Genomic DNA, 23,446 nt, shown 5'->3' with positions numbered 1-23,446 from the left:
GACCGCGCCGTGCGCGGCCCCATTGGGCTTCTCCTTCATGCTGGAGGCACGTCCCGGCGCGATGGTGCTGGTCGGTATGGGCGACGGCAACGAATCCCACCACCCGTCCTATGTCTTCAACGACAACATTCTCGGCCACGGCGCCTCGTTCTGGGTGCGCCTGGTCGAGACGAGGATGCCAGCGGGTAGGCAGGGCATTGTCGGTGCCAACGCCCTGCCCCAGTGGATGAAGCCGGGCTGGTCAGTTGCAGATCTCGCCGGTAATTTTCACGATTCCGTTGCCTGGACCCGGCACCGAACCGAGGCGGCAACCCTTAGCAACCGGTCTGCAGCCGGCATTGTTGCAGATTATCTGACCGGACGCTTGCGACTTTGGCGCCGCGGATTCCGACTCTTTCCGGTCCTGATCGCGCTTCTTTGAATCCTCGCGCGTCGCAACCGGCTTCTTCTCCTGCACCTTCTCGCATTCGTTGTCGTCCCCGACGCGATAGCCGGCGCGGCAGGTGATCTTCACGCATTGATCGCCGTCGGCCTTGAAGCCGAAATTGCACACGAGCGGGCAGACGCGTCCCGGCTTCGTCTTCAGTGCATCGAGCGCGTCGACGCTCGCCAGCTTCACGTCAAACTTGGTGCCGGCATATTTGTTGAAGAGCGTCAGCGAACGCTGCGCGGCCGAAGTCCACTCGCCCTCCGCAGCCGAGGTCAGGCAGCCGACACGGCGCAATTCGCTCTGCACTGATTTCGCCAGATCGGCCGCCGATGCGGTCGATGTCGGCGCTGGTGCGAGCGCTGCCACTTTCTGGGTTTCGGCGTCGGGCAACATCTGCCGGTCGGCCGTCTGCTTCGTCGCCCCGGCGGCTGCCTCTTTCTCCGCCGCCTGCTTGGCGGCCAGCTCAGCCTTGGCCTTCTCCGCCGCCTGCTTCTCCGCAAGCGCTTTTGCAGCGGCGGCCTCGGCCGCCTTGCGCTGCTGCTCGGCAGCATCCGCTCTAGCCTGCTCGATCGCTTTCGCCTTCTCCGCCGCGATCCTGGCCTCTTCCGCCACCTTGGCCGCGGCGGCCGCCTTCTCCTGCTCGGCCTTCTGGGCGCGCTCGGTGATGAGTCTTGCCTTCTCCTGCTCGGCCGCCTTCGCCTTTTGCTCGGCCGTCGCGCGTGTTTCTTCAGCGGCGATCTTGTTCAATTGCCCCTTGGCCAGATTGGCATAGAAGCCGTCGGGATATTGTCCCAGAAATGCTTCCCAGCCGTCGCGTGTGCCGAGCTGCAGCGCGAGCTCATAATCCCTGCGAATGGCATCCTGCGGATTCGCCTGCGGACCTGTGGCAGCGGGCTTGGCCGCAACCAGCGGGACATCATCACCGCCGAGCGAACCGTAGACATACGGCTCCTGCTTGTAGCCGGTGGTCTTGAGCACGTCGTCGCGCACGAAGCCAAAGGCCTTGCGCAGATCGAGGCCGGGCTTTGGCAGATGATCGGCCAGGGCGGTTGCGAACGGGCTATTCCTCGCGTCACCGTCTGATGCTGTCGAACCGGCTTTGGCCGCGAACGCAATCATCGTATTCGGGCTGGTCGGCTCAACCTTGGCAAGCCCGCGGCCGATCGCACGGGAGGCCACCGTCCGCTTCATGCTCTTGGCGAACGGGTTGTCGCGGCAGGCATCCAGAATAACGAGCCGAAGCTGCTTGGCTGTCTCGATCGTCACCAGCACGCGATCGAGCGGCAGCGCCTCGTCATAGACATCGGTATCGGTCTCAAGCGTCGCGTCGGTCGGGATGAGATAGTTCGCGCCGTCCACCTCCATGCCATGACCGGCGTAGTAGACCACTGCAACATCTGCGTCGCGCGTCTTGTTACCAAATTCGCGCAGCGCCTTGCGCATCTCGGACGCGCTGAGGTCCTGCCTGACATCGATCGTGTCGAAGCCGGCTCTCCTCAGTACGCCGCCGATCAGGCTGGCGTCGCTCACGGGGTTTGCCAGCTTCGGCACGCTCTTGTAGGCGGAATTGCCGATCACAAGCGCGACCCGCTTCTCGGCTTGGGCCGGTCCGCAGGTGAGCCAGATCGCAATAATCAACAAACCAAACAATCGAAGCGGAATCACTTGCTGTCCCCGCTGATGCAATTCCATCAGAGTATCCGCAGCGTGGACGAATGCAAACGTCCCCAGCGTGACGTGCATCACACAAAGGTTTCGAAAGCGGAGTCATGGATAATGCCCGGGTGTGTCTCGCCCCGAGGGTGATGCTGTTTCGTACCTATTCGTGCACCACCTCGTGGCGCATCACGAACGGTGCAAGCAGCGCGTGCACTTCTTGCTCAACGGGCGCGCGCTGATCCTCCGACAGGCCGGTAAGCGTCACGGTGGCGATCGAGCCGTGGCTGCCGTGGGAGCCGACCTTGACCTTGCAGTCGATGCCGCGCTCGGCGAGCGGCGCCAGTACCTTGGTGAACACGCGCTGCGCGGCATCCCAGCGCAGCTGCGGCTTGAACACTTTGCCGACGCCCGTTACCGGCATCGGGTCGATCGGGATGACCTGCACCGGTACGGCAGCACGCTCCGGCGTGCGCTCGCGCACCCACGCCTCGAGCTCGCCCGGCTCGACGGTCGCGCCCGGCTTCAACTGCACGTAGCCCACGGGCAGTTCGCCCGCATAGGCGTCGGGTTGGCCGACCACCGCGGCAAAGCCGACGGCCGGATGCCGGAACATGATCTCCTCGATCGGCGCCGGATCGATGTTGTGGCCGCCGCGGATGACGAGATCCTTGGCGCGGCCGGTGATCCAGAGATAGCCGTCGGCGTCCAGCCGGCCGAGATCGCCGGAATTGACCCAGACCTCGTCGACGAAGGCGCCCTTGTTGTGTTCGTCGTTGAGATAGCCGCCGAACACGCCGGGCCCGGCCATGATGACGACGCCGATCTCGTCCGGCGCGCAGTCGCGGATCAGACGGCCGTCGGCATCGAGCTGCACGATGCGCACGCGCGCATAAGGCATGGGAAGGCCGACCGAGCCGAGCCGGATCGGCCGCGACGGATAGGCCAGCGTGTGCACGCTCGACGTCTCGGTCATGCCGTAGACCTCGACCACCGGCAGCTTCAGCTTCTCCTGGATCGCCGAGCCGACCGCGACCGGAATCGCCGAGCCGCCGCCGGCGGCATATTTCAGGCTGGAGATGTCGGCATTGCCCGGCGGCACCGCCAACGTCGCGGCAAGGACCGTCGGCACGCTCGACAGCGCCTCGGGCTTGAAGCGTTCGACCAGCCCCCAGATGTTCTTCACCGCATTCGGATTGCGCCAGCCGCTCGGCGACAGCACAACCAGCGAGCCGCCGCTCGACAGCGTCAGCAGCACCTGCGTCAGCGATCCGCCGACGTGAAACAGCGGCATGCCGAACAGCAGGTTGGAGCCCGGCCTGGGCTTCAGCAGCAGATTGAGCGCCCAGGCCTGATAGACCTGGTTGGCGTGAGTATGCCGCACCAGCTTCGGCGTGCCGGTGGTGCCGCCGGTGTGGAAATAGGCGGCGATATCGCTGCCGAGAATCCTGCGTCCGCTGACCAGCCGGTCTGACGGCTGCTGCTTGATGAGATCGTTGAAGGCAAAGATTCCCTTGGCGGGGTCGCCGCCACCGAACACCTGCACGATCGCCTTGAGATGCTTGAGCTGCGGGCGGATCTGCTCGACCTTCTGCCAGATGTCGGTGCCGGGCATCGGCCCGAGCGCCACCAGGATTTTCGTGTTCGCGGCCTCCAGGATCTCCGCGATCTGGTGCGGCTCGAGCAGCGGATTGACGGGATTCGCGATGCCGGCGGCTTCCGCGCCGAACAGCGTCACGAAGGCGTCGGGCACCAGCGGCAGCATGAAGCTGATGACGTCGCCCTTCTCCGCGCCGAGCGCGTGAAACATGTTGGCGGCCTGCGTGACGCGGCCGATGAAGTCGCGGTAAGTGACCACGACCGGCGTGTCGGCCGGATCGGCGGTTTGCAGGAACTGGATCGCCGGCCCGTCGGGATTGCGCTCAGCACCGAGCCTGATCGCGTCATAAGTGCTCTCGGCCGCGACGCGATCCGCGTAAGGGACCTGCTCGAAGGCCCGGACCTCTTCGTCGGTCGCCAGGTCCGGATAGTCGTTGCCGATCAGCCGATCGAGCGCGTGGATGCCCGCCATGGAATTCCGTCCTCCCTCAGATGCGTTTCCCCGCCCCCTGTCTTTTGACATTTTGGATCGGCGAGGCCTCGACCGATTGGCCGGTCGAGCGCGAACACAATGATGGATGATTTGGCGTTCGTCTATTGCCTAGCGGCTGCGGCGACAGGCGCCGGTTTGGACGGAATTTGAACCTCCGCGGCCGATCCGGGGACCAAGAACAGACATCGGATTCGCCTGCCAGCGTCCTGCCGCAAGACTCGAGGTCATCATGACTATGCCCCTGCGGGATCGCATCGGAAGGCTGATCGCCCTGCTCGCCGTGACTTCGGTGGTTCTGGGATTGGCAATCGCGCTGCCCCGCGCGGCGCTCGCCGAGGACAGCCAGTTCGACAAGATGCGCGCCAAGATCGCGGGCTTCGTCGCCGACAAGATGGAGAAGCTGGGCGGCTCGCGCATCGTCTACAAGGTGGACAGCGATGGCCTGCGCGAGAGCGTTGTCACGGATTTGCGCGACGACGTCTACAAGACCTTACGCGAGGGCAAGATCGCCTTTTCCGGTCTTGCGATCCGCGACGGCGGCGTCGAATTGAAGATCGTGGACGCCAAGGGCCGCGAAGAGTTGAAGCGCAAGCTCGCCTCGGCCGCAGAGGGATTGCCATCGCATGCGCTCACCGTGACCGACGGCGGCGACGGCCTGGTCAGGCTCGCGCCGACCGATGCAGCATCCGCGGCTCGGCTGCATGATCTCGTCGAAGACGCCATCGCCATGATCGAGCAGCGCCTCAAGGACGCCGGCATCAAGCTCGCCAGCGTCCAGCCTGACGGGGCCGACCGCATCCGCATCTTCCTGCCGGGCGAGATGGACCCCGGGCGCGTGACCGCAATCTTCGCCAGGAAGGTCAGGGTCAGCTTCCGTTTGGTCGACCTCTCGATGCCGCCGGAGCAGGCGCAATCGGGCACGCCGCCCGCGGGCACGGAAATCCTGCTCGGCTTCAAGGACAAGCAGCCCTATCTCGTTGCCAAGGAGAGTGCGCTCGACGGCGACGACATCAGCTATGCCGGCCCCGGCTTTGCGAGCGGCACGAAGGACCCGATCGCCTCGTTCCGCTTCAACGGCCGCGGCACGCGGCGCTTCGCCCACATCACCGCAGAGAACGTCGGAAGACCCTTCGCCATCGTGCTCGACGACAGGGTGATCTCCGCCCCGGTGATCCGCGAGCCCATCACCGGAGGCTCCGGCCAGATCTCCGGCAATTTCACCCTGGAGGAAGCCAACAGCGTCGCCATGTTGCTGCGCGCCGGTTCGCTGCCGGGGCACCTCGCCCTCGTCGAGCAGCAGGTGATCCAGCCCGCCGGCAAGCCGTAAGGCGAAGATCGCCCGACGCCCCGCCCCGCCGGAGCCCCAGGTCCATCCACGACGCCGAAGCCCGTTCCGGGGCCCCCGAATCACGGGGCTCCACGGCCATACGCACCCAACGGGCAATTGCCGAAACGCCCGATCAGGCTAAAATTTGCCTCTTGCGGCATGACGGCCGAAGGCTTCATTCAAGCGGTCGTCATTCGATTTCGGCTATACGAATACCGACCAGGACTGAAGGCCTTACGCGGGGTTAGTACCATGCCGTCCGGCAGCGCAGACATTTCGTCGATCCTCGACCGCATTCTCGACGCGGCCACGGACAATCTCAGGATCGCGAAGATCCTGGTCCAGATGGGCCTCGATCCCAACAACGTCACCTACGACGCGATCTTCAATCGGATGCTGGAGATCTTTGTCCAAAACATCACCCTGGCCAATCTGTTCGCCGCGGTCGGCGCCGGCTTCTTCGTCGCCACCCTCTTGATGCGGACGATGGTGCCGCTGCGCGTCGCCAACATGATCGGCTGCGTGTTCTTCTCCATTTTCGGCGCGCTCTCCGCCAACGTCGCGACGTTCCTCCTTTATCTGCTGCTGCTTCCGATCAACGCCTTGCGCCTGCGGCAGATGCTCAAGCTGGTCAAGAAAGCGCGCCATGCCGCCGAAGGCGACATGTCGATCGAGTGGCTCAAGCCGTTCATGACCGAACGCAAATATCGTCGCGGCGACACGCTCTTCAAGCTTGGCGATCCCGCCAAGGAGATGCTCCTCACGGTCACCGGCAAGTTCCTGGTCAAGGAGATCAATGTCGAGATCGGGCCCGGCGCGCTGATGGGTGAGCTCGGCTTCCTCACACCGGACAACCGGCGCACCGGAACGATCGAATGCATCGAGGACGGCCAGGTGCTGACGATCACCTATGACCGGCTGCTCGAGATCTACTTCCAGGACCCGCAGTTCGGCTATTATTTCCTGGTGCTGACCAGCCAGCGCCTGCTGCAAAACATCGATCGCTTGCAGAAGCAGCTGAACGCGGCACGCACTCCCACCACCAACAGGATCGCGTGAATGCCGCTCAGCTCAGCAGCAGCGCCATGCCGGGATCGCCCTTCTCCATCGCGCGCCGGTAGGCCGGACGAGCGCCGATGCGGCCGAGATATTTGATCACGTTGGGGCAGCGCTGGAGATCATAGGGCTGGAAGTAGCGCATCGTGGTGAGCGAAAAGCTCGTCATGATGTCGGCGGTGGTGAAGGTGTCGCCCGCCAGATATTCGGCGTCGCGAACGCGCGCATCGACCAGATCGAAGGCGCGGTCGACGCGCCCCCTGGTCGCGACCAGCATCGGATTGTCCTCGGCGAGCTTGAGCCGGTTCAGGATCATCAGCCGGCCCATGCCCGCTTGCAGCGTGCCGTTGGCGAAGTGAAACCAGTACAAGAACTGCGCGAAATCAGGATCGTCAGGGCGGAGCACGAGGCGCCCCTTGCCGTATCTGGCCATGATGTAATCGACGATGGCGCCGGATTCGGCGAGCACGAGATCGCCATCGGTGATGACGGGCGCCGTCCCGATCGGGTGCAGCGCCTTGTAGTCGGCAGGCGCCAGCATGGTGGCGGGATCGCGTGCGTAGCGCTTCAGCTCGTAGGGGATTTCGAGCTCCTCGCACAGCCAGACGATGCGCTCGGACTGCGACTTGCCGAGATGATGGACGGTGAGCATGGCGCCTCCTGCGGCCGCGAGTTGGACCAGTCGTGACGTCGCATCATACTCCGTCATTACGAACGCAGCGAAGCAATCCAGACTGTCACCGCGGAAAGATTCTGGATTGCTTCGCTGCGCTCGCAATGACGATGTGGAGAGTGCATGCCCCGCACTTTCCTCTCGTGCCCCGGACGCAGCGCAGCGTCACTTCGACGGTGCGCTGCAGAGCCGGGGCCCATGCGGCCGAGAGCAAGCCACGCGATGTGGGTCCCGGCTCTGCGCAGCAACGCTAAGAGGCGTTGCAGCGCGTCCGGGACCGAGACCGCCCCCTACCCGGCCTCGTCCGTCACCATCCGCGCCACGACGCGATCGCGGCGGATGAAGTGGTGCCAGAGGGCGGCGACGACGTGAACCGCGATCAGGGCGAGCAGCACATAGGCAAAGAGGATGTGGCGGTCCTCATAGGCGCGCGCGGCTTCGCGGTCGGGAGAGGTGAATTGCGGCACGTGAAACAGGCCGAAGAAGTCCGAATAATCAGGCGCGTGCGCGCCGGAATGCGCCCAGCCGAGCATGATGACGACAATGACGGCAAGATAAAGCGCGCCATGGCTGATGCGGGCGGCGAGCTTCTGCCAGGGCCGGCTGTCGGCCGGCAGCGCCGGCGTCGGGTTGATCGCGCGCCAGACCAGACGCAGCACGGTGAGCAGCAGGATCATGTAACCGATATCGGCATGGATCGAGCGGTAGAAGAAGCGGTCGGGACGCGCCGGGATGTGATTCATCCACCAGCCGAAGCCGATCATGCCGAGGATCGCCAGCGCCAGGATCCAGTGCAGCCACCGGGCAATGCTGCCCCAGCCGTTACCGGTGTTTCTGATCATGTCGGCTCTCCGGAATTTTGCGGATATGTCCCTGCCCGCACCGCAGCATGGCTGCTGATAGCGGGAACGTGCGGTAATGGCGAAATTGAATCGTTCCAAATTGGCGCCAGGCGCCCCCGCCGCAAAACCGCCCCAAAAACCGAATGGTAACCATGAGCTTTTAAGGTAACGACGTGACCAATTCCCCGACGATCCTGGTGTTCGATTCCGGCCTTGGCGGGCTCACGGTGCTCCGTGAGGTCGTGGCCGCGCGGGCGGACGCGCATTACGTCTATGTCGCCGACGACGCCTTCTTCCCGTACGGCCACCACAGCGAGGACGAGATCATCGCCCGCGTGGTGCCGCTGATGGGGGAGCTGATCGGCACGCATGATCCTGACCTCGTCGTCATCGCCTGCAACACGGCGTCCACCCTGGTCCTATCTCACTTACGCGCCGCTTATTCCGTACCCTTCGTCGGCACGGTGCCGGCGATCAAGCCGGCCTGTGCGCAGTCGAAGAGCCGCCGCGTCTCGGTGCTCGGCACCAAGGGCACGGTGAAGCGCGAATACACCAAGGCGCTGATCCGCGACTTCGCCCAGGGCTGCGAGGTGACGCTGGTCGGCTCGCCCGAACTCGCCTCGCTCGCCGAACGCGCACTCGGCGGCCATCCCATCAGCGACGACGACATCCTCGCCGAGCTCACCCCCTGCTTCGTCGGCGATGCCGCGGACACAGGCGCGCGCACCGACACGGTGGTGCTGGCCTGCACGCATTATCCGCTCCTGCTCGACCGGTTGACCAGGCTCGCGCCCTGGCCGGTCGACTGGATCGACCCGGCGCCGGCCATCGCCCGCCGCGTCTCGGATCTGCTTGGCCCGGCTATCGACGGCATCGCGCAGTCCGGCGCCGAGATGATCTTCACCTCGAACCGCGTGCATGGCCTTTCGGCCATGCTGACGCCGTTCTTCGGCGGCCGCGCGCTGGCCTGACTTTTCGGGGCCACGGCGCGCTGCTAGGCTCGCCGTCGTCATCTCCGCGCAGGTTTTCCCAAGGTCATCCCAAGGTCATCACATGTCGGTCCCGACCACGCCGCTCAACCGTCTCCGCCAATTGTGGCGCGAGGGCCGCCCCGCCTTCGGTGCGATTGCGACGATTCCGAGCGTGCAAACCGTGCAGATCATGGCGCGCTCGCTCGACTGGATCATCGTCGATCTCGAGCACGGGCCGATCGGGCTCACCGAAGCGCATGCGATGATCGCCGCAACGACCGGCACGCCGTGCACACCGCTGGTGCGGATCGCGGCGAACGAGCCGTGGCTTGCGAAAGCGCCGATGGACATCGGCGCCTTCGGCATCAATTTTCCGATGATCACGAACCGCGCGGAGGCGGAGAAAGCGGTGCGCAGCGTACGCTATCCGCCGCGCGGCGATCGTCTCTGGGGTCCCTTCCACGCGCCATTCCGTTGGGGCCAGTCGATGCCGGATTACATGGCCGGCGCCGACGACGAGATGATCTGCATGATCACCATCGAGCATGTCGACGCCGTCAACCGCATCGACGAGATCATGGCCACGCCAGGCATCGACGTCGCGGTGATCGGCCCCGGCGATCTCGCCACCTCCATCAACAAGCGCGGCCAGATGGACGATCCGGAGCTGCTCGAGCTGGTCGCGCGCGCCGAGGCCGGCATCCTCAAAAGCGGCGTGCCGATCGGCGGCGTCGCGCGCACCGCCGACCAGGCCAACGCCCTCGTCGACCGCGGCTACCGTGCCATCGCCCTCGGCTTCGACTGGTCGCTATTCCAGCGCGGCATCATGGCCGCGTTCGAGGGCATCAAGCGCTGAACACGCCGATTGCCACCTTGCCGGGAACTGCCGCGCTGCTAGGGTCGGCCGTTCCAGGGAGGAAAAACCATGCTCAAAAAGACCTTGCTCGCTCTGGCCTTCACCGGCCTCGCCGTCGCTGCTTTCGCTCAGCAGACCGGCATCAAGCGCACTCCGCTCCAGAAGGTCGAATTTCCGGACGGCTACAACACCATCACCGCCATCGCGGAAGTGCCGGCGGGCGGCGCGGCCGGACGCCATACCCATCCGGGCATCGAGACCGGTTATGTGCTCGAAGGCGAACTCAATCTCCTGATCGACGGGCAGCCGGAAAAAACCCTGAAAGCCGGCGATTCCTACCAGATCCCGGCAGGTGTCGTGCATGACGCCAAAGCCCACGGCGATAAGGCTATGAAAGTGCTTGGAGTTTACGTCGTCGACAAGACCAAGCCGCTGGCCTCGCCAGCCCCCTGATGCGGCGAACCGACCGGCCCCAAGCGGGTTGGTTCGTGCTAGAGCAGGCGGCGAGCGGGAACCCCGCTCGCTGCACATATTTTAATCCTCGGGAACCGAAAGACCCATGCGCGGGACGCCAAAGACCATTTCGCTGCCGCGCCGCCTGATTTGCGACCTCATGCGCGCCTCGATGGGTGTGCCCTTCGTCTCGCTGTCCCGTTCGCTCAATATTCGCCCCCTGCTGGAGGCTCGCTCAGGCGCGATGGCGCCCGCCGGCTGGGCGGCGATCTTCGTCAAGGCCTTCGCCCTGGTGGCCAGGGACGAGCCGGTTCTGCGTACCGTCTACGCCAAATGGCCCTGGCCGATGCTCTACGAGCTGCCGAAGAGCGTTGCGCTGGTGGCCATCGCGCGGGTCGAGGACGGCGAGGAATGCGTGCTGCCGCAGCGAATCGCTGCCCCGGAGGCCCTCCCACTGGCCGCAGTCGATGCCGAGATCCGGCGCGGCAAGACGGCGCCGATCAACGACGTCCCCATGTTCCGCAAGATCATGCGGGCAACCCGCCTGCCGCTGCCGCTGCGGCGCCTGTCCTGGGCGATCGGGCTCAATTTCGGCCGGCAGCGCGGCAATTGGTTCGGCAGCTTCGCGGTGAGCTCGGTGGCCGCCTATGGCGGCGGCGAGCTCCATCCCGTCACGCCCGGCCCGTTCATCGTCAGCTATGGGGTTGTCGAGCCCGACCAGACCATCCATGTCGTGATCCGCTGGGACCACCGGGTCACCGACGCCGCCCCCATCGCCCGGGTCCTGACCCGGCTGGAACAGGTCCTGAACACTGAAATCGCTGCCGAATTGCGGGCGGCTGGCCCCAAGCCGATCAGGGCGGTCGGGAGCTGATTTCGCGGCCATTCGCATTGACACAACGGCCCAAAGTCCCCTAAAAGCCGCCTGCTCGCGGGCCGATTTCGGCCCGCGAAGCGTTTCGCGACCCGTGGTCCTGTCCCCTATGCTTTGGGGATCGGACCTGTCGGTGCCGGGATCATCCCGTCACACAGGAGGGCGCGTTTCCTCAAACCATGTACCTGAAGAGGACGCGATGACTAAGCGCAGTGAGGCGAAGTACAAGATCGATCGCCGTATGGGCCAGAACATCTGGGGCCGCCCGAAGAGCCCCGTGAACCGCCGCGAATACGGCCCCGGCCAGCACGGCCAGCGCCGCAAGGGCAAGCTCTCCGACTTCGGCGTGCAGCTGCGCGCCAAGCAGAAGCTGAAGGGCTACTACGCCAACATTTCCGAGCGCCAGTTCCACGGCATCTATGTCGAGGCGAGCCGCCTCAAGGGTGACACCGGCGAGAACCTGATCGGCCTCTTGGAGCGTCGTCTCGACGCGGTCGTGTACCGCGCCAAGTTCGTCTCGACGATCTTCGCCGCGCGCCAGTTCATCAACCACGGCCACATCAAGGTGAACGGCCGCAAGGTCAACATCTCGAGCTACCAGCTCAAGGTCGGCGACGTGATCGAGGTCAAGGAAGCCTCCAAGCAGCTCGCCCACGTCCTCGAAGCGAGCCAGCTCCCCGAGCGCGACACGCCCGACTATCTCGAAGTCGACCACGGCAAGATGACCGCCAAATACATCCGCATCCCCGGCCTCTCCGACGTGCCGTTCCCGGTGCAGATGGAGCCGCATCTGGTCGTCGAATTCTATTCGCGCTAAGATCTGATCATCGAAAGGCCCCGGTTCGCCGGGGCCTTTTTGCTTAAAGAGCCACGTCAGTGGCCGTCCCGCCGTTAGGAGGCGTCGCATGCTCTACACCCCTCCCCCCGTCGATCCCAAGGCGCCGCCGGTGCGCATCAATCTGCTGTCGGACACGCAGACCAAGCCGACGGCTGCGATGCGCGAGGCGATGGCGCGGGCCGAGGTCGGCGACGAGCAGGTCGGCGACGATCCGACCGTGAACGCGCTGTGCGAGCGCGTTGCGGATCTGCTCGGCAAGGAGGCCGCCGTCTACATGCCGTCGGGCACGATGTGCAACGTCACCGCCACGCTGGTGCATTGCCGCCCCGGCGACGAGATCCTCGCCCACGAGACCGCGCACATCATCGCCCGCGAAGGCGGCGCGCATGCCGCGATCGGTGGCTTCCAGGTCACGCAATTGAAGGGCGCGGACGGCCAGTTCACGCCGGAAACGTTCCGCAAGGCGCTGCATCCGCGCACGCGCTACCAGCCGCCACAGACCGTCGTCAGCGTCGAGCAGACCGCCAATATCGGCGGCGGCACGATCTGGAAGAAGGCCGCGCTCGACGAGATCGTCGCGATCGCCAGGCAACATGGCCTCGTCACCCATATGGACGGCGCGCGCCTGCTCAACGCCACTGTGGCGAGCGGCATCTCTCCACGCGACATGACCGCAGGCTGGGACTCGGCCTGGATCGACTTCTCGAAGGGCCTGGGCGCGCCGATCGGCGGCGTGCTCGCGGGCTCGCGCGCCTTCATCGACGCGGTCTGGCAGTGGAAGCAGCGCCTCGGCGGCTCGATGCGGCAGGCCGGAATCTGCGCCGCCGCCTGCATCTACGCGCTCGACCACCACGTCGACCGCCTCGCCGACGACCACGCCAATGCGCGCGCGCTCGCCCGCGGATTGTCGCAGATTGCGGGCATCGAGGTGCAGGAGCCCGAGACCAATCTCGTGTTCTTCAAGCCCGACGGCGCCGGCATTGCCGGCGACAAGATGGTCGCCGCGCTCCGTCAGCGCGGCGTGACGCTTGCGATGATGGACGGCCGTATCCGCGCCTGCACCCATCTCGACGTCAATGCGAGCCAGATCGAGGAAACGATCGGATACGTGCGCGAGATCGTGCGCGGGGCGTAATCAGCGCCTCATCGCTGCGTAGACCAGCCGCTTCAGCTCGTCCTGGATCGGGCCGCGCTGCGAGGGCGACTGCATCATGCAGATCACGAACATGTCGTCAGCGGGATCGACGAAGAAGAAGGTGCCGCCGACACCGTCCCAGCGATATTCGCCCGCCGGCAGCGGGCCGTTTGCCACGGTGCGCACGGCAAAGCCGAGACCAAAGGCGCCACCGGGACCCGGAAAGTAGAACTCGGGATCCTTCCTCACTCCAGTCCCCTCGCCGATCTGGTCCGACGCCATCAGCGCGAGCGTCTCGCCCCTGAGATAGCGGCGACCATCGAGCTCGCCGCCACTGAGCAGCATCCGCGCAAAGCGCGCATAGTCGCCGATGGTGCCGACCATGCCGGCCCCGCCGGATTCCCAGCGACGCGGCGCGGTCGCCTCCTTGATGCCGGCGACGGGACGATCAAACCAGTCGCCCGGCAAGGGTTCGGCGATCAGCGGCCGCTTGGCATCGTCGGCCACGAAGAACGCCGTATCCCGCATCCCCAGTGGATCGAGCAGCCGCTTCTTCTCGAATTGATAGAGCGACAGGCCAGATACGACCTCGATCACACGCCCAAGCACATCGGTGGAATGGCCATAATCCCACAGCGTCGCCGGCTGCTCAGCCAGCGGCAGGCGCGCGAGCCGCTCGACGAATTGCGCGTTGTCGGGATCGCCATCGAACAGGCCGGCTTGCGCATAGAGCTTGCGCACGGGACTGCTGCCGTAGAAGCCATAAGTAATGCCGGAGGTATGTCGAAGCAGGTCGCGTACCGTGATCGGCCGCGCGAGCGGCTGGAGCGCCAGCTTGCCGTCGGCTTGCGGGACGCCAACCTGCACATCGGCGAAGGCCGGAATGTATTTCGCGACAGCATCGTCGAGCGCGAGCTTGCCGTCGTCGACCAGCATCATCGCCGCCACCGAGGTGATCGGTTTCGACATCGAATAGAGGCGGAAAATGGTATCATCCGTCATCGGCTGCCCCGTCTTCGCATCGCGCAGGCCGAACGTCTCGGAGAGCACGGGCTTGCCGTGCTGCTGGATCAGCAGGATCGCGCCGGGAATCCTGCCGGCCGCGACCTCGCCGCGAAGAAACGCGCTGACGCGCGCAAGTCCCGCAGTCGAGAAGCTGCGCGCAACCGGTGCTTCGGCACGGACCGGACCGGCAGCGCCGGCCAGCAGGGCAAAGGCGGCAACGAGGACAGCTCGAACGAGGGCCTCACTTCTCCATGGCTTCATAAACCAACTGCTTCAGTGTCCGCTGCACGCGCTGGCGCTCGGTCGGGGTCTGCTCCAGCAGCACGAAGAACATGTCCTGCTTGGGGTCCACCACGAAATAGCAGCCGGAGGCGCCGTCCCACTTCAATTCCCCGAGATCGCCGGGCGGCGGCGGCTTGGCATTGCCGGGGTCGGTGCGGACCGCAAGGCCGAGGCCGAAGCCAAAACCGTCGCCGGGGAAATAGAAATAGTCGCGGTCGACGCCGGAGCCCGGGCCAACCTGATCGGTCACCATCAACTTGAATGTCTCAGGCTTGAGAATGGTCTTGCCGTCGAGGCTGCCGCCATTGAGCAGCATCTGCGTAAAGCGCGCATAGTCCGCCATGGTCGTGACCATGCCGCCGCTGGCGAACTGGATCTTCTTGACGACCGTCGGATCGTTGATCCGGCCGACACGAAAGTCGCTGTCGTTCGGCACCGGCTGCGCCAGCAGCTTCTGCTTCTCGGGATCGGTGACGAAGAATCCGGTGTCGACCATGCCGAGCGGATCGAGCAGCTTCTCCCGCTCGATCTCGATAAGCGGCTTGCCGGCCGCGATCTCCATCACGCGCGCGAGGATGTCGGTGGAGTGGCCGTATTGCCAGAGCGCGCCCGGCTGGTTGTGCAGCGGCAGTTTTGCGATGCGTTCGGCGAACTCGGCGAGATCGAAATCGCCGGCATAGATGTTGGCGTCACGATAGGTCTTGCGGACCAGGCTGTCGCCATAGAAGCCATAGGTGACGCCGGAGGTGTGGCGCATCAGGTCGAGCACCGTCATCGGCCGCGTCGGCGGCACCAGTTCGAGCGACTTGGTGCCGTCCTCGGCTTTCTTCTCGACGCCGACCTTCACGTTGGCGAAGGACGGAATGTATTTCGAGACGGGATCGTCGAGCTTGATCTTGCCGTCCTCGATCAGCTGCACCGCGACGACGGACGTGATCGCCTTGCTCATCGAGAACAGGCGGAAAATCGTCTTGTCGGTGATCGGCGCCTTGCTGACCACGTCCTGCACGCCGAAGGCTTCGTGGTAGACCGGCTTGCCGTGCTGCTGGATCAGCACGGTTGCGCCGGCGATCTTGCCGGTTGCGACCTCGTTCTTGAAGAACTCGCTGACCTTGGCGAGCTTGTCCTGATTGAAATGCGCGCCGGCCGGAATCTCGTAGGTGCCCTCTGCCCGTGCGAACGACATCGCCCCAAGCGACACCAGCGCGCCGCAGGCAAGCGCACGCAGTCCAGATTGTGAAATCATATCCCCTCCCCGTAACATGGCCGGGCGGAGTGTACTGACCGCGTCATCAGGCACAAGGGCTGCTGTGTCGCGCAAGCGCCTCGGCATGGAGCTTGGCGCTCGGCTCGGCAAAGCAGCAGAACACCACGCGCGCAACGGACGGCGCGACAGCGAGCCCTTCGATTATCGTGCGCACGGCGATCTCCGCCGCGCGGTCTGCGGGAAAGCGGAAAATGCCGGTCGAAATCGCGGGAAATGCCACCGAGGTCAGCTTGTGCTTCCCGCACAGCTCCATCGAACGGCAATAGCAGGAGGCGAGCAGATCGACTTCGTCCAGCGTGCCGCCATTCCAGACCGGACCGACGGTATGGATCACGTGCGCGGCCTTGAGCCGATAGCCCTTGGTGATCTTGGCGTCGCCCGTCTTGCAGCCGTGGAGCATCCGGCATTCGGCGATCAGATCGGGCCCGGCGGCCCGATGGATCGCCCCATCGACGCCGCCCCCGCCCAGGAGCGACGTGTTGGCGGCGTTGACGATGGCGTCAACGCTCAGTGTCGTGATGTCGGCAACGATGACCTCGAGCTCCGCGCCGCCAATCCGGCGCGACAGCGCGGTCACGCGTCAGGCCGCGACTGCGACGCCCTTCTCGGAGAGGAGCTGCTGCAATTCGCCGGCCTGGAACATCTCGCGGACGATGTCGCAGCCGCCGACGAATTCGCCCTTCACATAGAGCTGCGGAATGGTCGGCCAGTTGGAGAAGGTCTTGATGCCGTTGCGCAGTTCTGCGGATTCGAGGACGTTGAGGCCCTTATAGCCAACGCCGAGATGGTCGAGGATCTGCACGACCTGGCCGGAGAAACCGCACTGCGGAAATTGCGGCGTGCCCTTCATGAACAGAACCACGTCGTTCGACTTCACTTCGTTGGCGATGAATTCCTCGATGCTCATATCCATGTCCTTCTGGGGCGGAGCCCTCAACATTCACTCCGGGCCGGCTCAGCCGATTTAACCCGATACCTGCCTATATATGTAGCCCAAACCGTTGTGCATCCAAAGTAAAATGGCGGCGAACACCCCCTTGGCGGCCGGTCCTGATGGCACCGGCCCCATTGCATGATGACACGAATATCATCACCGGGGAGGACTTTCATACCGTAACGGAGCCCCTATCTAGGACGAACCTTGGTTTTGGAACCGGGCAACGCCAACAACGTTCTCTTGTCCTGTCTGGAGAAAAACGTGACGAAACAAGCTTCCGCTACGGCCACCGCCCCGCTTTCGTCACCGTCCTCCGCCCCAGGCAAGCTCGCCCTGTGGCTGGAAGACGCCTTTCTCGCCGTCCGCAACGAGACCGAGCGCCGGGCCGCGCCGCTGTCGCCGGAGGACCAGCAGATCCAGTCCATGCCGGATGCGAGCCCCGCGAAATGGCACCGGGCCCACACCACCTGGTTCTGGGAGCAATTTCTGCTCGGCGAGCACTGCCCGGGCTACCGGCCCTTCCACCCCGATTTCGCGTTCCTGTTCAACTCCTATTATGTCAGCGCCGGCCCGCGTCATGCCCGGAATCACCGTGGCGACATCACCCGTCCCAGTGCGAACGAGGTCGGCGCCTATCGCAGACATGTCGATGCGGCGGTCGTGAAATTCTTCCGCGAGGCCGGCGAGGACAAGCTCCGCGCCATCGCTCCGCTGGTCGAGGTCGGGCTCAACCACGAGCAGCAGCATCAGGAATTGATGTTCACCGACATCCTGCACGCCTTTGCGCAGAATCCGGTCTATCCGGCCTACGACCCGGACTGGCGCTTTCCGTCCGCGACGCGCACCGGCGATGACTGGCTGCCCCTCAACGAAGGCATCCACACCGTCGGCCACGTCGACGACAGCTTCCATTTCGACAACGAGAAGCCGGCCCATCGCGCCCTCGTCGGCCCGGTCAAGGTCGCGCGCAATCTCGTCACCAATGGCGAATGGCTCGCCTTCATGCGCGACGGTGGCTACGCGAACGCAACGCTGTGGCTGATGGACGGCTTTGCCACCGTCAGCAGGGAAGACTGGCAGGCTCCGGGCCATTGGCGCGAGGTCGATGGCGCCTGGCAGGTGATGACGCTCGCCGGCCTCAAGCCGGTCGATCCCGACGCCCCCGTCTGCCATGTCAGCTATTACGAGGCCGATGCGTTCGCGCGGTGGGCCGGAAAGCATCTGCCGACCGAGATGGAATGGGAGGTCGCGGCACGCGCGGGCGCGCTCAATGACGCCTTCGGGATCGTCTGGCAGTGGACGCGATCTTCCTATTCGCCCTACCCGGGTTACCGCGCCATCGAAGGCGCGCTCGGCGAATACAACGGCAAGTTCATGGTCAACCAGCTGGTGCTGCGCGGCTCCTCGCTTGCAACCCCGGAGGGGCACAGCCGTATCACCTATCGTAACTTCTTCTATCCGCACCACCGCTGGCAATTCACGGGACTGCGGCTCGCCGATTACAACTAGTTCTCATCCGACGACAGATGCGCGCCGGACAGCGCGTTCAGGAGAGTATCATGAATGTGCACGCCAGCGCTTTGGCCGAAGCCCATCTTCCCGACGAGCAGACGACCGCCTTTGCCCGCGAGGCCATCGAGGATTTGTCGCAGCAACCGAAAAAGCTGTCGCCAAAGTATTTCTACGATGCGACCGGATCGGAATTGTTCGAGGCGATCACGCGCCTGCCCGAATATTATCCGACGCGCACCGAGCTTGCGATCCTGAAGGAGCGCGGCAGCGAGATCGCAAAGTTCATTCCCGAGCATGCGGCGCTGGTCGAGTTCGGCGCGGGCGCGACCACGAAGGTCCGCCTGCTGCTGAGCCACTGCAAGTTCGCGGCCTACGTGCCCGTCGACATCTCCGGCGACTTCCTGAAGGCGCAGGCAAACGGCCTGAAGCGGGACTTCCCCACACTCGGCATCTATCCGGTGGCGGCCGACTTCACCACGTCGTTCGAGCTGCCCAGGGCGGTCGCGTCAATGCCCAAGGTCGGTTTCTTTCCGGGCTCGACCATCGGCAATTTCGAGCCGCATGAAGCGCAGGCCTTCCTGAAGAGCGCGCGCGCGATTCTGGGCCGGGGCGCGCAGATGATCATTGGCGCCGACCTCGAGAAGGACGAGCGCGTTCTTCATGACGCCTACAACGATGCGGCCGGCGTCACCGCGCGCTTCAACCTCAATGTGCTGGTCCGGATCAACCGCGAGCTCGGCGGCAATTTCGACCTCTCCGCCTTCACCCATCGCGCCATCTACAATCGCGAGCGGCATCGCATCGAGATGCACCTGATCAGCAAGAAGAGCCAGACCGTGCGCCTGCTCGGCACCAGCTTCTCGTTCCGCCCCGGCGAGAGCATCCACACCGAGAACAGCTACAAATACAGCCTCGAACGCTTCGCTGCGCTGGCGCAAGGCGCCGGCTGGCGCGTGCGCGAGAGCTGGACGGATGCGGCCAAGATGTTTTCGGTGCATGCGCTGGAGGCGGTGGAGTAAACGCTGTAGCCGCCTTCACGCGCATTTCGCGCCCGGTGCTGCTTGGCTCAATCAGGTTTGCACGGCTCTAGCGTCACCAGCCGTTCATCCCGAATGATGGCGCGGAAGCTGTCCGTGTGCGGCTTCCCGCACGACCAGGAGAAAGACTCACCGTCGCGCTGGAGCGGCTCGCCAAGCCAGAAAACCACCTTTGATATCGGGTCACCAGGCTTGACGCGGTCGAGCCACTGCCTCGGGTTCGCCCACTGCCCGCAGTCGCCTTGCCAGTAGCACACGGGAGTTACGCAGCGTGCGGTGGCAGGCTTTCCCCCGATAGCCCGACAGGCCGCCGGGCCTTGACCGAGCACCCGACCCTGCATGGCCTCCTCGATAACAAGTACGGCTGCAGCCAAAACAGCGCCGAATATAATGAGGCGCCGCATGCTGCGCTCACGCCTCTTCCACCTTCGACCCCAGCGACACCGACTCCCATACCGCGACGACGATCATGATCACGGTCGTCGCAACCGACAGCCAGAGCGGCGAGAGATCGGCGGCGAACCACCACAGCCCCAGCAGCAGGATGATGCCGATGCCGTGCGAGAGCTGGAGGAAGCCGCGGATCGCGTGCTTGAACAGGATGGTGCCGACCAGGAACACCAGCGGCCCGCCGATCGTGCTCACGATGATCCTGACGTCGGAATGTCCGGTCGGATGCTTCAGCACCAGTTCGTCCGAGACCGCGGTCAGGATGATGCCGGCGACGATCGGCATGTGCAGATAGGTGTAGGCGAGCCGCGCCAGCCGGCCGGATTCGGCGGACTTCGAGATGCGCTCGGAGCCGGCCTCGGCGCCCTTGTGGAAATAGATCCACCACATCGCGATGGCCCCGACCAGCGCCGAGACGAACGCGAGAATGTTGTCCGCGGTCCAGTCCAGCTCGGCAAAGGTTGCGCCGTTGACGACGACGGCCTCGCCGAGCGCGATAATGATGAAGCCGGCGCAGCGCTCGGCCATGTGGCCGCCTTCGACGGCCCAGGCCTCGACCGACGAGAATCCCAGCTTGGGGATCCAGAAGCGTACCGCTGGCGAGATGTATTCGATCGTCAGCGCCACGATCCAGAACCACAGCCGCGCCTCGTCATGCGCGAGGCCGCCGAGGATCCAGAAGATCGCGGAGCCGCAGAGCCAGACCAGGATCCGGATCGCGTTGTGCCGCACCGCCGTCCGGTGGCGCGGGGTTGCGAACATCCAGAAGGCGGTGCGTCCGACCTGCATGGTCGCATAGGCAATCGCAAACCACAGGCCCCGCCCCTCGAAGGCGGTCGGGATCGTCGTCGACAGCACGAGGCCGCCCAGCATCATCGAGAAGAGCAGGATGCGGACCGGCGTCAGATCGGGATTGAGCCAGTTGGTGACCCAGGCGGTATAGACCCACACCCACCACACCGCGAGAAACAGCACCGTGACATGCACCGCGCCGATCGGCGTGAAATGGTGCAGCAGCGTGTGCGAGACCTGCGTGACGGCAAAGACGAAGACGAGGTCGAAGAACAGCTCGGCATTGGTGACGCGGCTGTGCTGGTTCGGCACGATGACGCGAAACATCGCGCCGCGCGGATTGTCCGCAGCCATCATCGTTCCCCGTCGCGATCAGATCAGGTGCCGGGTACCCCGGTTTGCAGCGCCAGCGCGTGTAGCACGCCGCCCATCTGGCCGCGCAGGGACTGATAGACGATCTGGTGCTGCTGGACGCGGGACTTGCCGCGGAAGGATTCCGAAATCACGGTCGCGGCATAGTGATCGCCGTCGCCGGCGAGGTCACGGATCGTCACCTCGGCATCGGGGATCGCTGCCTTGATCATCGCCTCGATATCGTGGGCGTCCATGGGCATTCGGGTCTCGCTCCTTCTGGTCTCAAACGTTCGAATCGCTGCCGGGGTCCCCTCGCCAGCAGGGCCAAACTTAGCGTGAACGGCCTTCTACGTCACGCCTTCCGGCACTATATCCCTGATCCCATCAGGATAAAGGCACGACAAAGTGCCGCGCGCGGCAGATTGATCGAAAAGGCGTGAAATCATGAAGCTTCCAGGGCCCGACCACCCCATCACCATCACCCCAAACCCCCGGCGCGTCCGCGTCACGGCGGGCGACATCGTGATCGCCGAGACCAGCAAGGCGCTGACGCTGAAGGAGGCCAAATATCCGGCAGTGCAATATGTACCGCGACAGGATGCCAACATGGCGCTGCTGGAGCGCACCGACCGCGTCACCCACTGCCCCTACAAGGGCGATGCGAGCTATTACAGCGTCAAGGTCGACGGCAAGACGCTCGATAACGCGATCTGGACCTACGAGACGCCCTTCCCCGCGATGACGGAGATTTCCGGCCATCTGGCCTTCTATCCGGACAAGGTGAAGATCGAGGAGGTGGGGTAGCCTCTCCCGTCATGGCCGGGCTTGTCCCGGCCATCCACGTGCTCTGACAGCCGCGGACACGGAAGGCGTGGATGCCCGGGACAAGCCCGGCCATGACGACTGAGTACGCTGACGCAGCCCCGCTACGCCCTGAAGATCGTGAGCCCCAATATCAGCAGCACCAGGAAGATCACGACGAAGACGTAGAACAGGAAGCGGGCGATGTCGGCGGAGGCGGCCGAGATGCCGGTGAAGCCGAGCACGCCGGCCACGATCGAGATCAAGAGAAAGATCAGCGCCCATTTCAGGATCGTCATCGCCAGCTCCGACTTGGGTGCCGCATGTCGCGGCCCTCACGCCCTTTTCGCGAACGCTAACTTCGCTGCGCGGAACTGGTTCCTGACGGCGCCGCATCGGCCAAGACGCTGCAAAACAGGACACTGCAAAACATGACGTTGCACAATCATGGCGCTGCACAAACGGCGCTTGCTGAATCGGGTTCCCGGCGGCACAGTCTGGCCGGGACAGGAGCAAGACCGGGGCGGCCATGATGACGATGTCACATTCAGCGACGATCGGTGCAGAGGTGCACGCCGCGCCGAAGAGCAAGACGCGCAATCTGTCGCTCGATCGCGCCCGCACCTTCCTGACTCTGGTGGTGCTGCTGCATCACGCGGTGATCCCCTATACTTATTTCGGTCATACCGATCCGAAGTACTTCTTCGGCTTCGACATGATCGTGCTCGCCACCGACAGTTTCTTCATGGCGATGTTCTTCTTCCTGTCGGGACTATTCGCCTGGTCTGGTATCGCCCGGAAGGGAGCGCGGAGCTATTTGGCAGATCGCCTGCTTCGGCTGGGCTTACCCTTCGCGATCTGCGCCCTTACAGTCATTCCGCTCGCCTATTACGCGATCTCCCTGCGGCACCATCCCGAGATCGGCTTTTCGGAATTCTGGTGGAATATGGTCACGAAGGGCCCGTGGCCGAGCGGGCCGATCTGGTTCCTTTGGGTCTTGTTCGCCTTCGACCTGGTTGCCTGCCTGCTGCACCGGCTGTCGCCCAATCTGCTCGATCCGATCAATCGCCTCTCGCTACACGGTCGCCGTCGGCCCGCCGTGTTCTTCGCGGTCATGCTTGCCGTCACCGCGGCGTTCTACATTCCCGGGCGGGTTCACTTCGGAGCAGGCAGTTGGTTCGAGTTCGGGCCGTTCTCGGTCCAGCACGGGCGCGTGATGCTCTACGCGACCTACTTCTTTTTCGGTGCCGGCATCGGCGTTGCGCAAATGGATCGCGGGCTGCTCGCTGCAGACGGCCGGATGGCGAAGGTCAGCTGGGACTGGATGGTGCTGGCGATCGTTCCGTATTGCCTCTTGTGGGTGCTGATCTTCATCAAGCGCGAAATCCTGGGCAACCCGTCGCCGCTGCCGGACTGGTATGAAGCGCTCTATGCCATCTGCTTCACTGTCTTCAGCGTGGCCATCATGTTTCTGATCCTGGCCTTTTTCCAGAGGTTCAGGCAATCAGGCTCAGCCAAGCTGCTCGATCCAATGCAGAGCGACGCGTACGGCATGTTCCTGGTGCACTATCCGATCGCACTGTGGCTGCAATACTGGCTGTTCGACTATGACCTGCCGGCGATCGTCAAGGCCACGCTCGGGTTTGTGCTGACAGTCGCGGCGAGCTGGGCGCTGACGCGAGCGTTGCGGCAGATCCCGGGCGCGACGAAGGTGCTTTGAGGAAGCGGCACCGGCCTCCTATCGTCGTTCCGAGCGCAGCGAAGTGGTCGAGCCCGGATGGAGCGAAGCGCAATCCGGGGTCTGTC

General features: G+C 64.5%; 23 protein-coding genes and 1 pseudogene. 13 read left to right on the top strand and 11 right to left on the bottom strand.

The annotated features are described in order from the left end of the window. Positions 1–28: 28 nt before the first annotated feature. Positions 29–184, top strand: a pseudogene (locus XI09_RS32525) (amidohydrolase); the annotation flags it as partial. A gap of 57 nt (positions 185–241) precedes the next feature. On the opposite strand, the gene XI09_RS32520 reads toward XI09_RS32525, so the two are convergent. Both XI09_RS32520 and XI09_RS32515 read right to left on the bottom strand, forming a co-directional pair. Then, the gene (locus tag XI09_RS32520) at positions 242–2,122 is read right to left on the bottom strand and encodes a caspase family protein (RefSeq protein WP_271570502.1); all 1,881 of its coding nucleotides are present in this window, start codon (positions 2,120–2,122) and stop codon (positions 242–244) included. A 127-nt stretch (positions 2,123–2,249) separates the two neighbouring features. Next, positions 2,250–4,157, bottom strand: coding sequence for an acyl-CoA synthetase (locus tag XI09_RS32515; RefSeq protein WP_271570501.1), 1,908 nt, complete (start codon positions 4,155–4,157; stop codon positions 2,250–2,252). A gap of 250 nt (positions 4,158–4,407) precedes the next feature. On the opposite strand from XI09_RS32515, the gene XI09_RS32510 reads away from it, so the two are divergent. Continuing rightward, positions 4,408–5,505 carry a SecDF P1 head subdomain-containing protein gene (locus XI09_RS32510; protein ID WP_271570500.1) on the top strand — a complete coding sequence of 366 codons (1,098 nt, stop codon included), beginning with the start codon at positions 4,408–4,410 and terminating at the stop codon, positions 5,503–5,505. 252 nt (positions 5,506–5,757) lie between these two features. Then, positions 5,758–6,564: a Crp/Fnr family transcriptional regulator gene (locus XI09_RS32505; RefSeq protein WP_271570499.1), complete on the top strand. Its 807-nt coding sequence runs from the start codon at positions 5,758–5,760 to the stop codon at positions 6,562–6,564. 7 nt (positions 6,565–6,571) lie between these two features. Here XI09_RS32505 and XI09_RS32500 read toward each other — a convergent pair whose 3' ends face one another. Then, entirely contained in the window at positions 6,572–7,213 is a 642-nt protein-coding gene (locus tag XI09_RS32500) for a glutathione S-transferase family protein (RefSeq protein WP_271570498.1), read from the bottom strand. Positions 7,214–7,524: 311 nt separating this feature from the next. After that, the gene (locus XI09_RS32495; protein WP_271570497.1) at positions 7,525–8,076 is read right to left on the bottom strand and encodes a cytochrome b; all 552 of its coding nucleotides are present in this window, start codon (positions 8,074–8,076) and stop codon (positions 7,525–7,527) included. Positions 8,077–8,249: 173 nt separating this feature from the next. Between XI09_RS32495 and murI the strand changes: the two genes are divergently transcribed. The 6 genes from murI (at position 8,250) to XI09_RS32465 (ending at position 13,203) form a co-directional block, all read left to right on the top strand. Then, positions 8,250–9,047, top strand: coding sequence for a glutamate racemase (gene murI, locus XI09_RS32490; RefSeq protein WP_271570496.1), 798 nt, complete (start codon positions 8,250–8,252; stop codon positions 9,045–9,047). A gap of 82 nt (positions 9,048–9,129) precedes the next feature. Then, positions 9,130–9,903, top strand: a complete 774-nt coding sequence (locus XI09_RS32485; protein ID WP_271570495.1) for an HpcH/HpaI aldolase family protein — start codon at positions 9,130–9,132, stop codon at positions 9,901–9,903. Between the two features lie 69 nt (positions 9,904–9,972). After that, positions 9,973–10,356 (top strand): cupin domain-containing protein, encoded by a 384-nt coding sequence (locus XI09_RS32480; protein ID WP_135174169.1) that lies wholly within the window; start codon positions 9,973–9,975, stop codon positions 10,354–10,356. Positions 10,357–10,462: 106 nt separating this feature from the next. Then, the gene (locus XI09_RS32475) at positions 10,463–11,230 is read left to right on the top strand and encodes an acyltransferase (RefSeq protein ID WP_271570494.1); all 768 of its coding nucleotides are present in this window, start codon (positions 10,463–10,465) and stop codon (positions 11,228–11,230) included. Positions 11,231–11,429: 199 nt separating this feature from the next. Then, positions 11,430–12,047 (top strand): 30S ribosomal protein S4, encoded by a 618-nt coding sequence (gene rpsD / locus XI09_RS32470; protein ID WP_027548656.1) that lies wholly within the window; start codon positions 11,430–11,432, stop codon positions 12,045–12,047. 88 nt (positions 12,048–12,135) lie between these two features. After that, positions 12,136–13,203 (top strand): threonine aldolase family protein, encoded by a 1,068-nt coding sequence (locus XI09_RS32465; protein WP_271570493.1) that lies wholly within the window; start codon positions 12,136–12,138, stop codon positions 13,201–13,203. Here XI09_RS32465 and XI09_RS32460 read toward each other — a convergent pair whose 3' ends face one another. The 4 genes from XI09_RS32460 to grxD are packed head-to-tail and all read right to left on the bottom strand — an operon-like array spanning position 13,204 to position 16,664. Continuing rightward, positions 13,204–14,469, bottom strand: coding sequence for a serine hydrolase domain-containing protein (locus tag XI09_RS32460; protein WP_271570492.1), 1,266 nt, complete (start codon positions 14,467–14,469; stop codon positions 13,204–13,206). Continuing rightward, positions 14,450–15,736, bottom strand: a complete 1,287-nt coding sequence (locus tag XI09_RS32455) for a serine hydrolase domain-containing protein (RefSeq protein WP_271570491.1) — start codon at positions 15,734–15,736, stop codon at positions 14,450–14,452. The genes XI09_RS32460 and XI09_RS32455 overlap by 20 nt, the downstream gene beginning before the upstream one ends. Positions 15,737–15,782: 46 nt before the next feature. Next, positions 15,783–16,334, bottom strand: a complete 552-nt coding sequence (locus XI09_RS32450; RefSeq protein WP_271570490.1) for an O-acetyl-ADP-ribose deacetylase — start codon at positions 16,332–16,334, stop codon at positions 15,783–15,785. 3 nt (positions 16,335–16,337) lie between these two features. Then, positions 16,338–16,664, bottom strand: a complete 327-nt coding sequence (grxD, locus tag XI09_RS32445; protein ID WP_027548651.1) for a Grx4 family monothiol glutaredoxin — start codon at positions 16,662–16,664, stop codon at positions 16,338–16,340. Positions 16,665–16,904: 240 nt separating this feature from the next. On the opposite strand from grxD, the gene egtB reads away from it, so the two are divergent. Together egtB and egtD are read left to right on the top strand one after the other, a co-directional pair. Next, complete coding sequence (egtB, locus tag XI09_RS32440) at positions 16,905–18,203, top strand: ergothioneine biosynthesis protein EgtB (protein WP_271570583.1); 1,299 nt, start codon at positions 16,905–16,907, stop codon at positions 18,201–18,203. Between the two features lie 50 nt (positions 18,204–18,253). Beyond that, a complete protein-coding gene (gene egtD, locus XI09_RS32435; protein ID WP_271570489.1) occupies positions 18,254–19,225 on the top strand; it encodes an L-histidine N(alpha)-methyltransferase in 972 nt (323 codons plus the stop codon). A gap of 429 nt (positions 19,226–19,654) precedes the next feature. Here egtD and XI09_RS32430 read toward each other — a convergent pair whose 3' ends face one another. Both XI09_RS32430 and XI09_RS32425 read right to left on the bottom strand, forming a co-directional pair. After that, positions 19,655–20,839 (bottom strand): low temperature requirement protein A, encoded by a 1,185-nt coding sequence (locus XI09_RS32430; RefSeq protein ID WP_271570582.1) that lies wholly within the window; start codon positions 20,837–20,839, stop codon positions 19,655–19,657. 23 nt (positions 20,840–20,862) lie between these two features. Beyond that, positions 20,863–21,099, bottom strand: a complete 237-nt coding sequence (locus XI09_RS32425; protein WP_011088461.1) for a BolA family protein — start codon at positions 21,097–21,099, stop codon at positions 20,863–20,865. Between the two features lie 184 nt (positions 21,100–21,283). Between XI09_RS32425 and XI09_RS32420 the strand changes: the two genes are divergently transcribed. Continuing rightward, positions 21,284–21,643, top strand: a complete 360-nt coding sequence (locus tag XI09_RS32420; protein ID WP_271570488.1) for a DUF427 domain-containing protein — start codon at positions 21,284–21,286, stop codon at positions 21,641–21,643. A 122-nt stretch (positions 21,644–21,765) separates the two neighbouring features. Here XI09_RS32420 and XI09_RS32415 read toward each other — a convergent pair whose 3' ends face one another. Next, positions 21,766–21,939, bottom strand: a complete 174-nt coding sequence (locus XI09_RS32415; RefSeq protein ID WP_027548646.1) for a DUF1328 domain-containing protein — start codon at positions 21,937–21,939, stop codon at positions 21,766–21,768. Positions 21,940–22,169: 230 nt separating this feature from the next. Between XI09_RS32415 and XI09_RS32410 the strand changes: the two genes are divergently transcribed. Beyond that, positions 22,170–23,360 (top strand): acyltransferase family protein, encoded by a 1,191-nt coding sequence (locus XI09_RS32410; protein ID WP_271570487.1) that lies wholly within the window; start codon positions 22,170–22,172, stop codon positions 23,358–23,360. The last annotated feature ends 86 nt before the right edge of the window (positions 23,361–23,446 follow it).

The sequence above is a fragment of the Bradyrhizobium sp. CCBAU 11386 genome (genome assembly GCF_028128955.1).
In the GTDB taxonomy this organism is placed as follows: Bacteria; Pseudomonadota; Alphaproteobacteria; order Rhizobiales; family Xanthobacteraceae; genus Bradyrhizobium.
The sequence above is the reverse complement of the archived record's forward strand: the minus strand, read 5'-3'. Positions and strand labels throughout refer to the sequence as shown.

Excerpts from the sequence above, each read along its gene's own strand:
- XI09_RS32520 (WP_271570502.1), bottom strand. The coding sequence starts at position 2,122 with ATGGAATTGCATCAGCGGGGACAGCAAGTGATTCCGCTTCGATTGTTT.
- XI09_RS32515 (WP_271570501.1), bottom strand. The coding sequence starts at position 4,157 with ATGGCGGGCATCCACGCGCTCGATCGGCTGATCGGCAACGACTATCCG.
- XI09_RS32510 (WP_271570500.1), top strand. The coding sequence starts at position 4,408 with ATGACTATGCCCCTGCGGGATCGCATCGGAAGGCTGATCGCCCTGCTC.
- XI09_RS32505 (WP_271570499.1), top strand. The coding sequence starts at position 5,758 with ATGCCGTCCGGCAGCGCAGACATTTCGTCGATCCTCGACCGCATTCTC.
- XI09_RS32500 (WP_271570498.1), bottom strand. The coding sequence starts at position 7,213 with ATGCTCACCGTCCATCATCTCGGCAAGTCGCAGTCCGAGCGCATCGTC.
- XI09_RS32495 (WP_271570497.1), bottom strand. The coding sequence starts at position 8,076 with ATGATCAGAAACACCGGTAACGGCTGGGGCAGCATTGCCCGGTGGCTG.
- XI09_RS32485 (WP_271570495.1), top strand. The coding sequence starts at position 9,130 with ATGTCGGTCCCGACCACGCCGCTCAACCGTCTCCGCCAATTGTGGCGC.
- XI09_RS32480 (WP_135174169.1), top strand. The coding sequence starts at position 9,973 with ATGCTCAAAAAGACCTTGCTCGCTCTGGCCTTCACCGGCCTCGCCGTC.
- XI09_RS32475 (WP_271570494.1), top strand. The coding sequence starts at position 10,463 with ATGCGCGGGACGCCAAAGACCATTTCGCTGCCGCGCCGCCTGATTTGC.
- rpsD (WP_027548656.1), top strand. The coding sequence starts at position 11,430 with ATGACTAAGCGCAGTGAGGCGAAGTACAAGATCGATCGCCGTATGGGC.
- XI09_RS32465 (WP_271570493.1), top strand. The coding sequence starts at position 12,136 with ATGCTCTACACCCCTCCCCCCGTCGATCCCAAGGCGCCGCCGGTGCGC.
- XI09_RS32460 (WP_271570492.1), bottom strand. The coding sequence starts at position 14,469 with ATGAAGCCATGGAGAAGTGAGGCCCTCGTTCGAGCTGTCCTCGTTGCC.
- XI09_RS32455 (WP_271570491.1), bottom strand. The coding sequence starts at position 15,736 with ATGATTTCACAATCTGGACTGCGTGCGCTTGCCTGCGGCGCGCTGGTG.
- grxD (WP_027548651.1), bottom strand. The coding sequence starts at position 16,664 with ATGAGCATCGAGGAATTCATCGCCAACGAAGTGAAGTCGAACGACGTG.
- egtD (WP_271570489.1), top strand. The coding sequence starts at position 18,254 with ATGAATGTGCACGCCAGCGCTTTGGCCGAAGCCCATCTTCCCGACGAG.
- XI09_RS32430 (WP_271570582.1), bottom strand. The coding sequence starts at position 20,839 with ATGGCTGCGGACAATCCGCGCGGCGCGATGTTTCGCGTCATCGTGCCG.
- XI09_RS32425 (WP_011088461.1), bottom strand. The coding sequence starts at position 21,099 with ATGCCCATGGACGCCCACGATATCGAGGCGATGATCAAGGCAGCGATC.
- XI09_RS32420 (WP_271570488.1), top strand. The coding sequence starts at position 21,284 with ATGAAGCTTCCAGGGCCCGACCACCCCATCACCATCACCCCAAACCCC.
- XI09_RS32415 (WP_027548646.1), bottom strand. The coding sequence starts at position 21,939 with ATGACGATCCTGAAATGGGCGCTGATCTTTCTCTTGATCTCGATCGTG.
- XI09_RS32410 (WP_271570487.1), top strand. The coding sequence starts at position 22,170 with ATGATGACGATGTCACATTCAGCGACGATCGGTGCAGAGGTGCACGCC.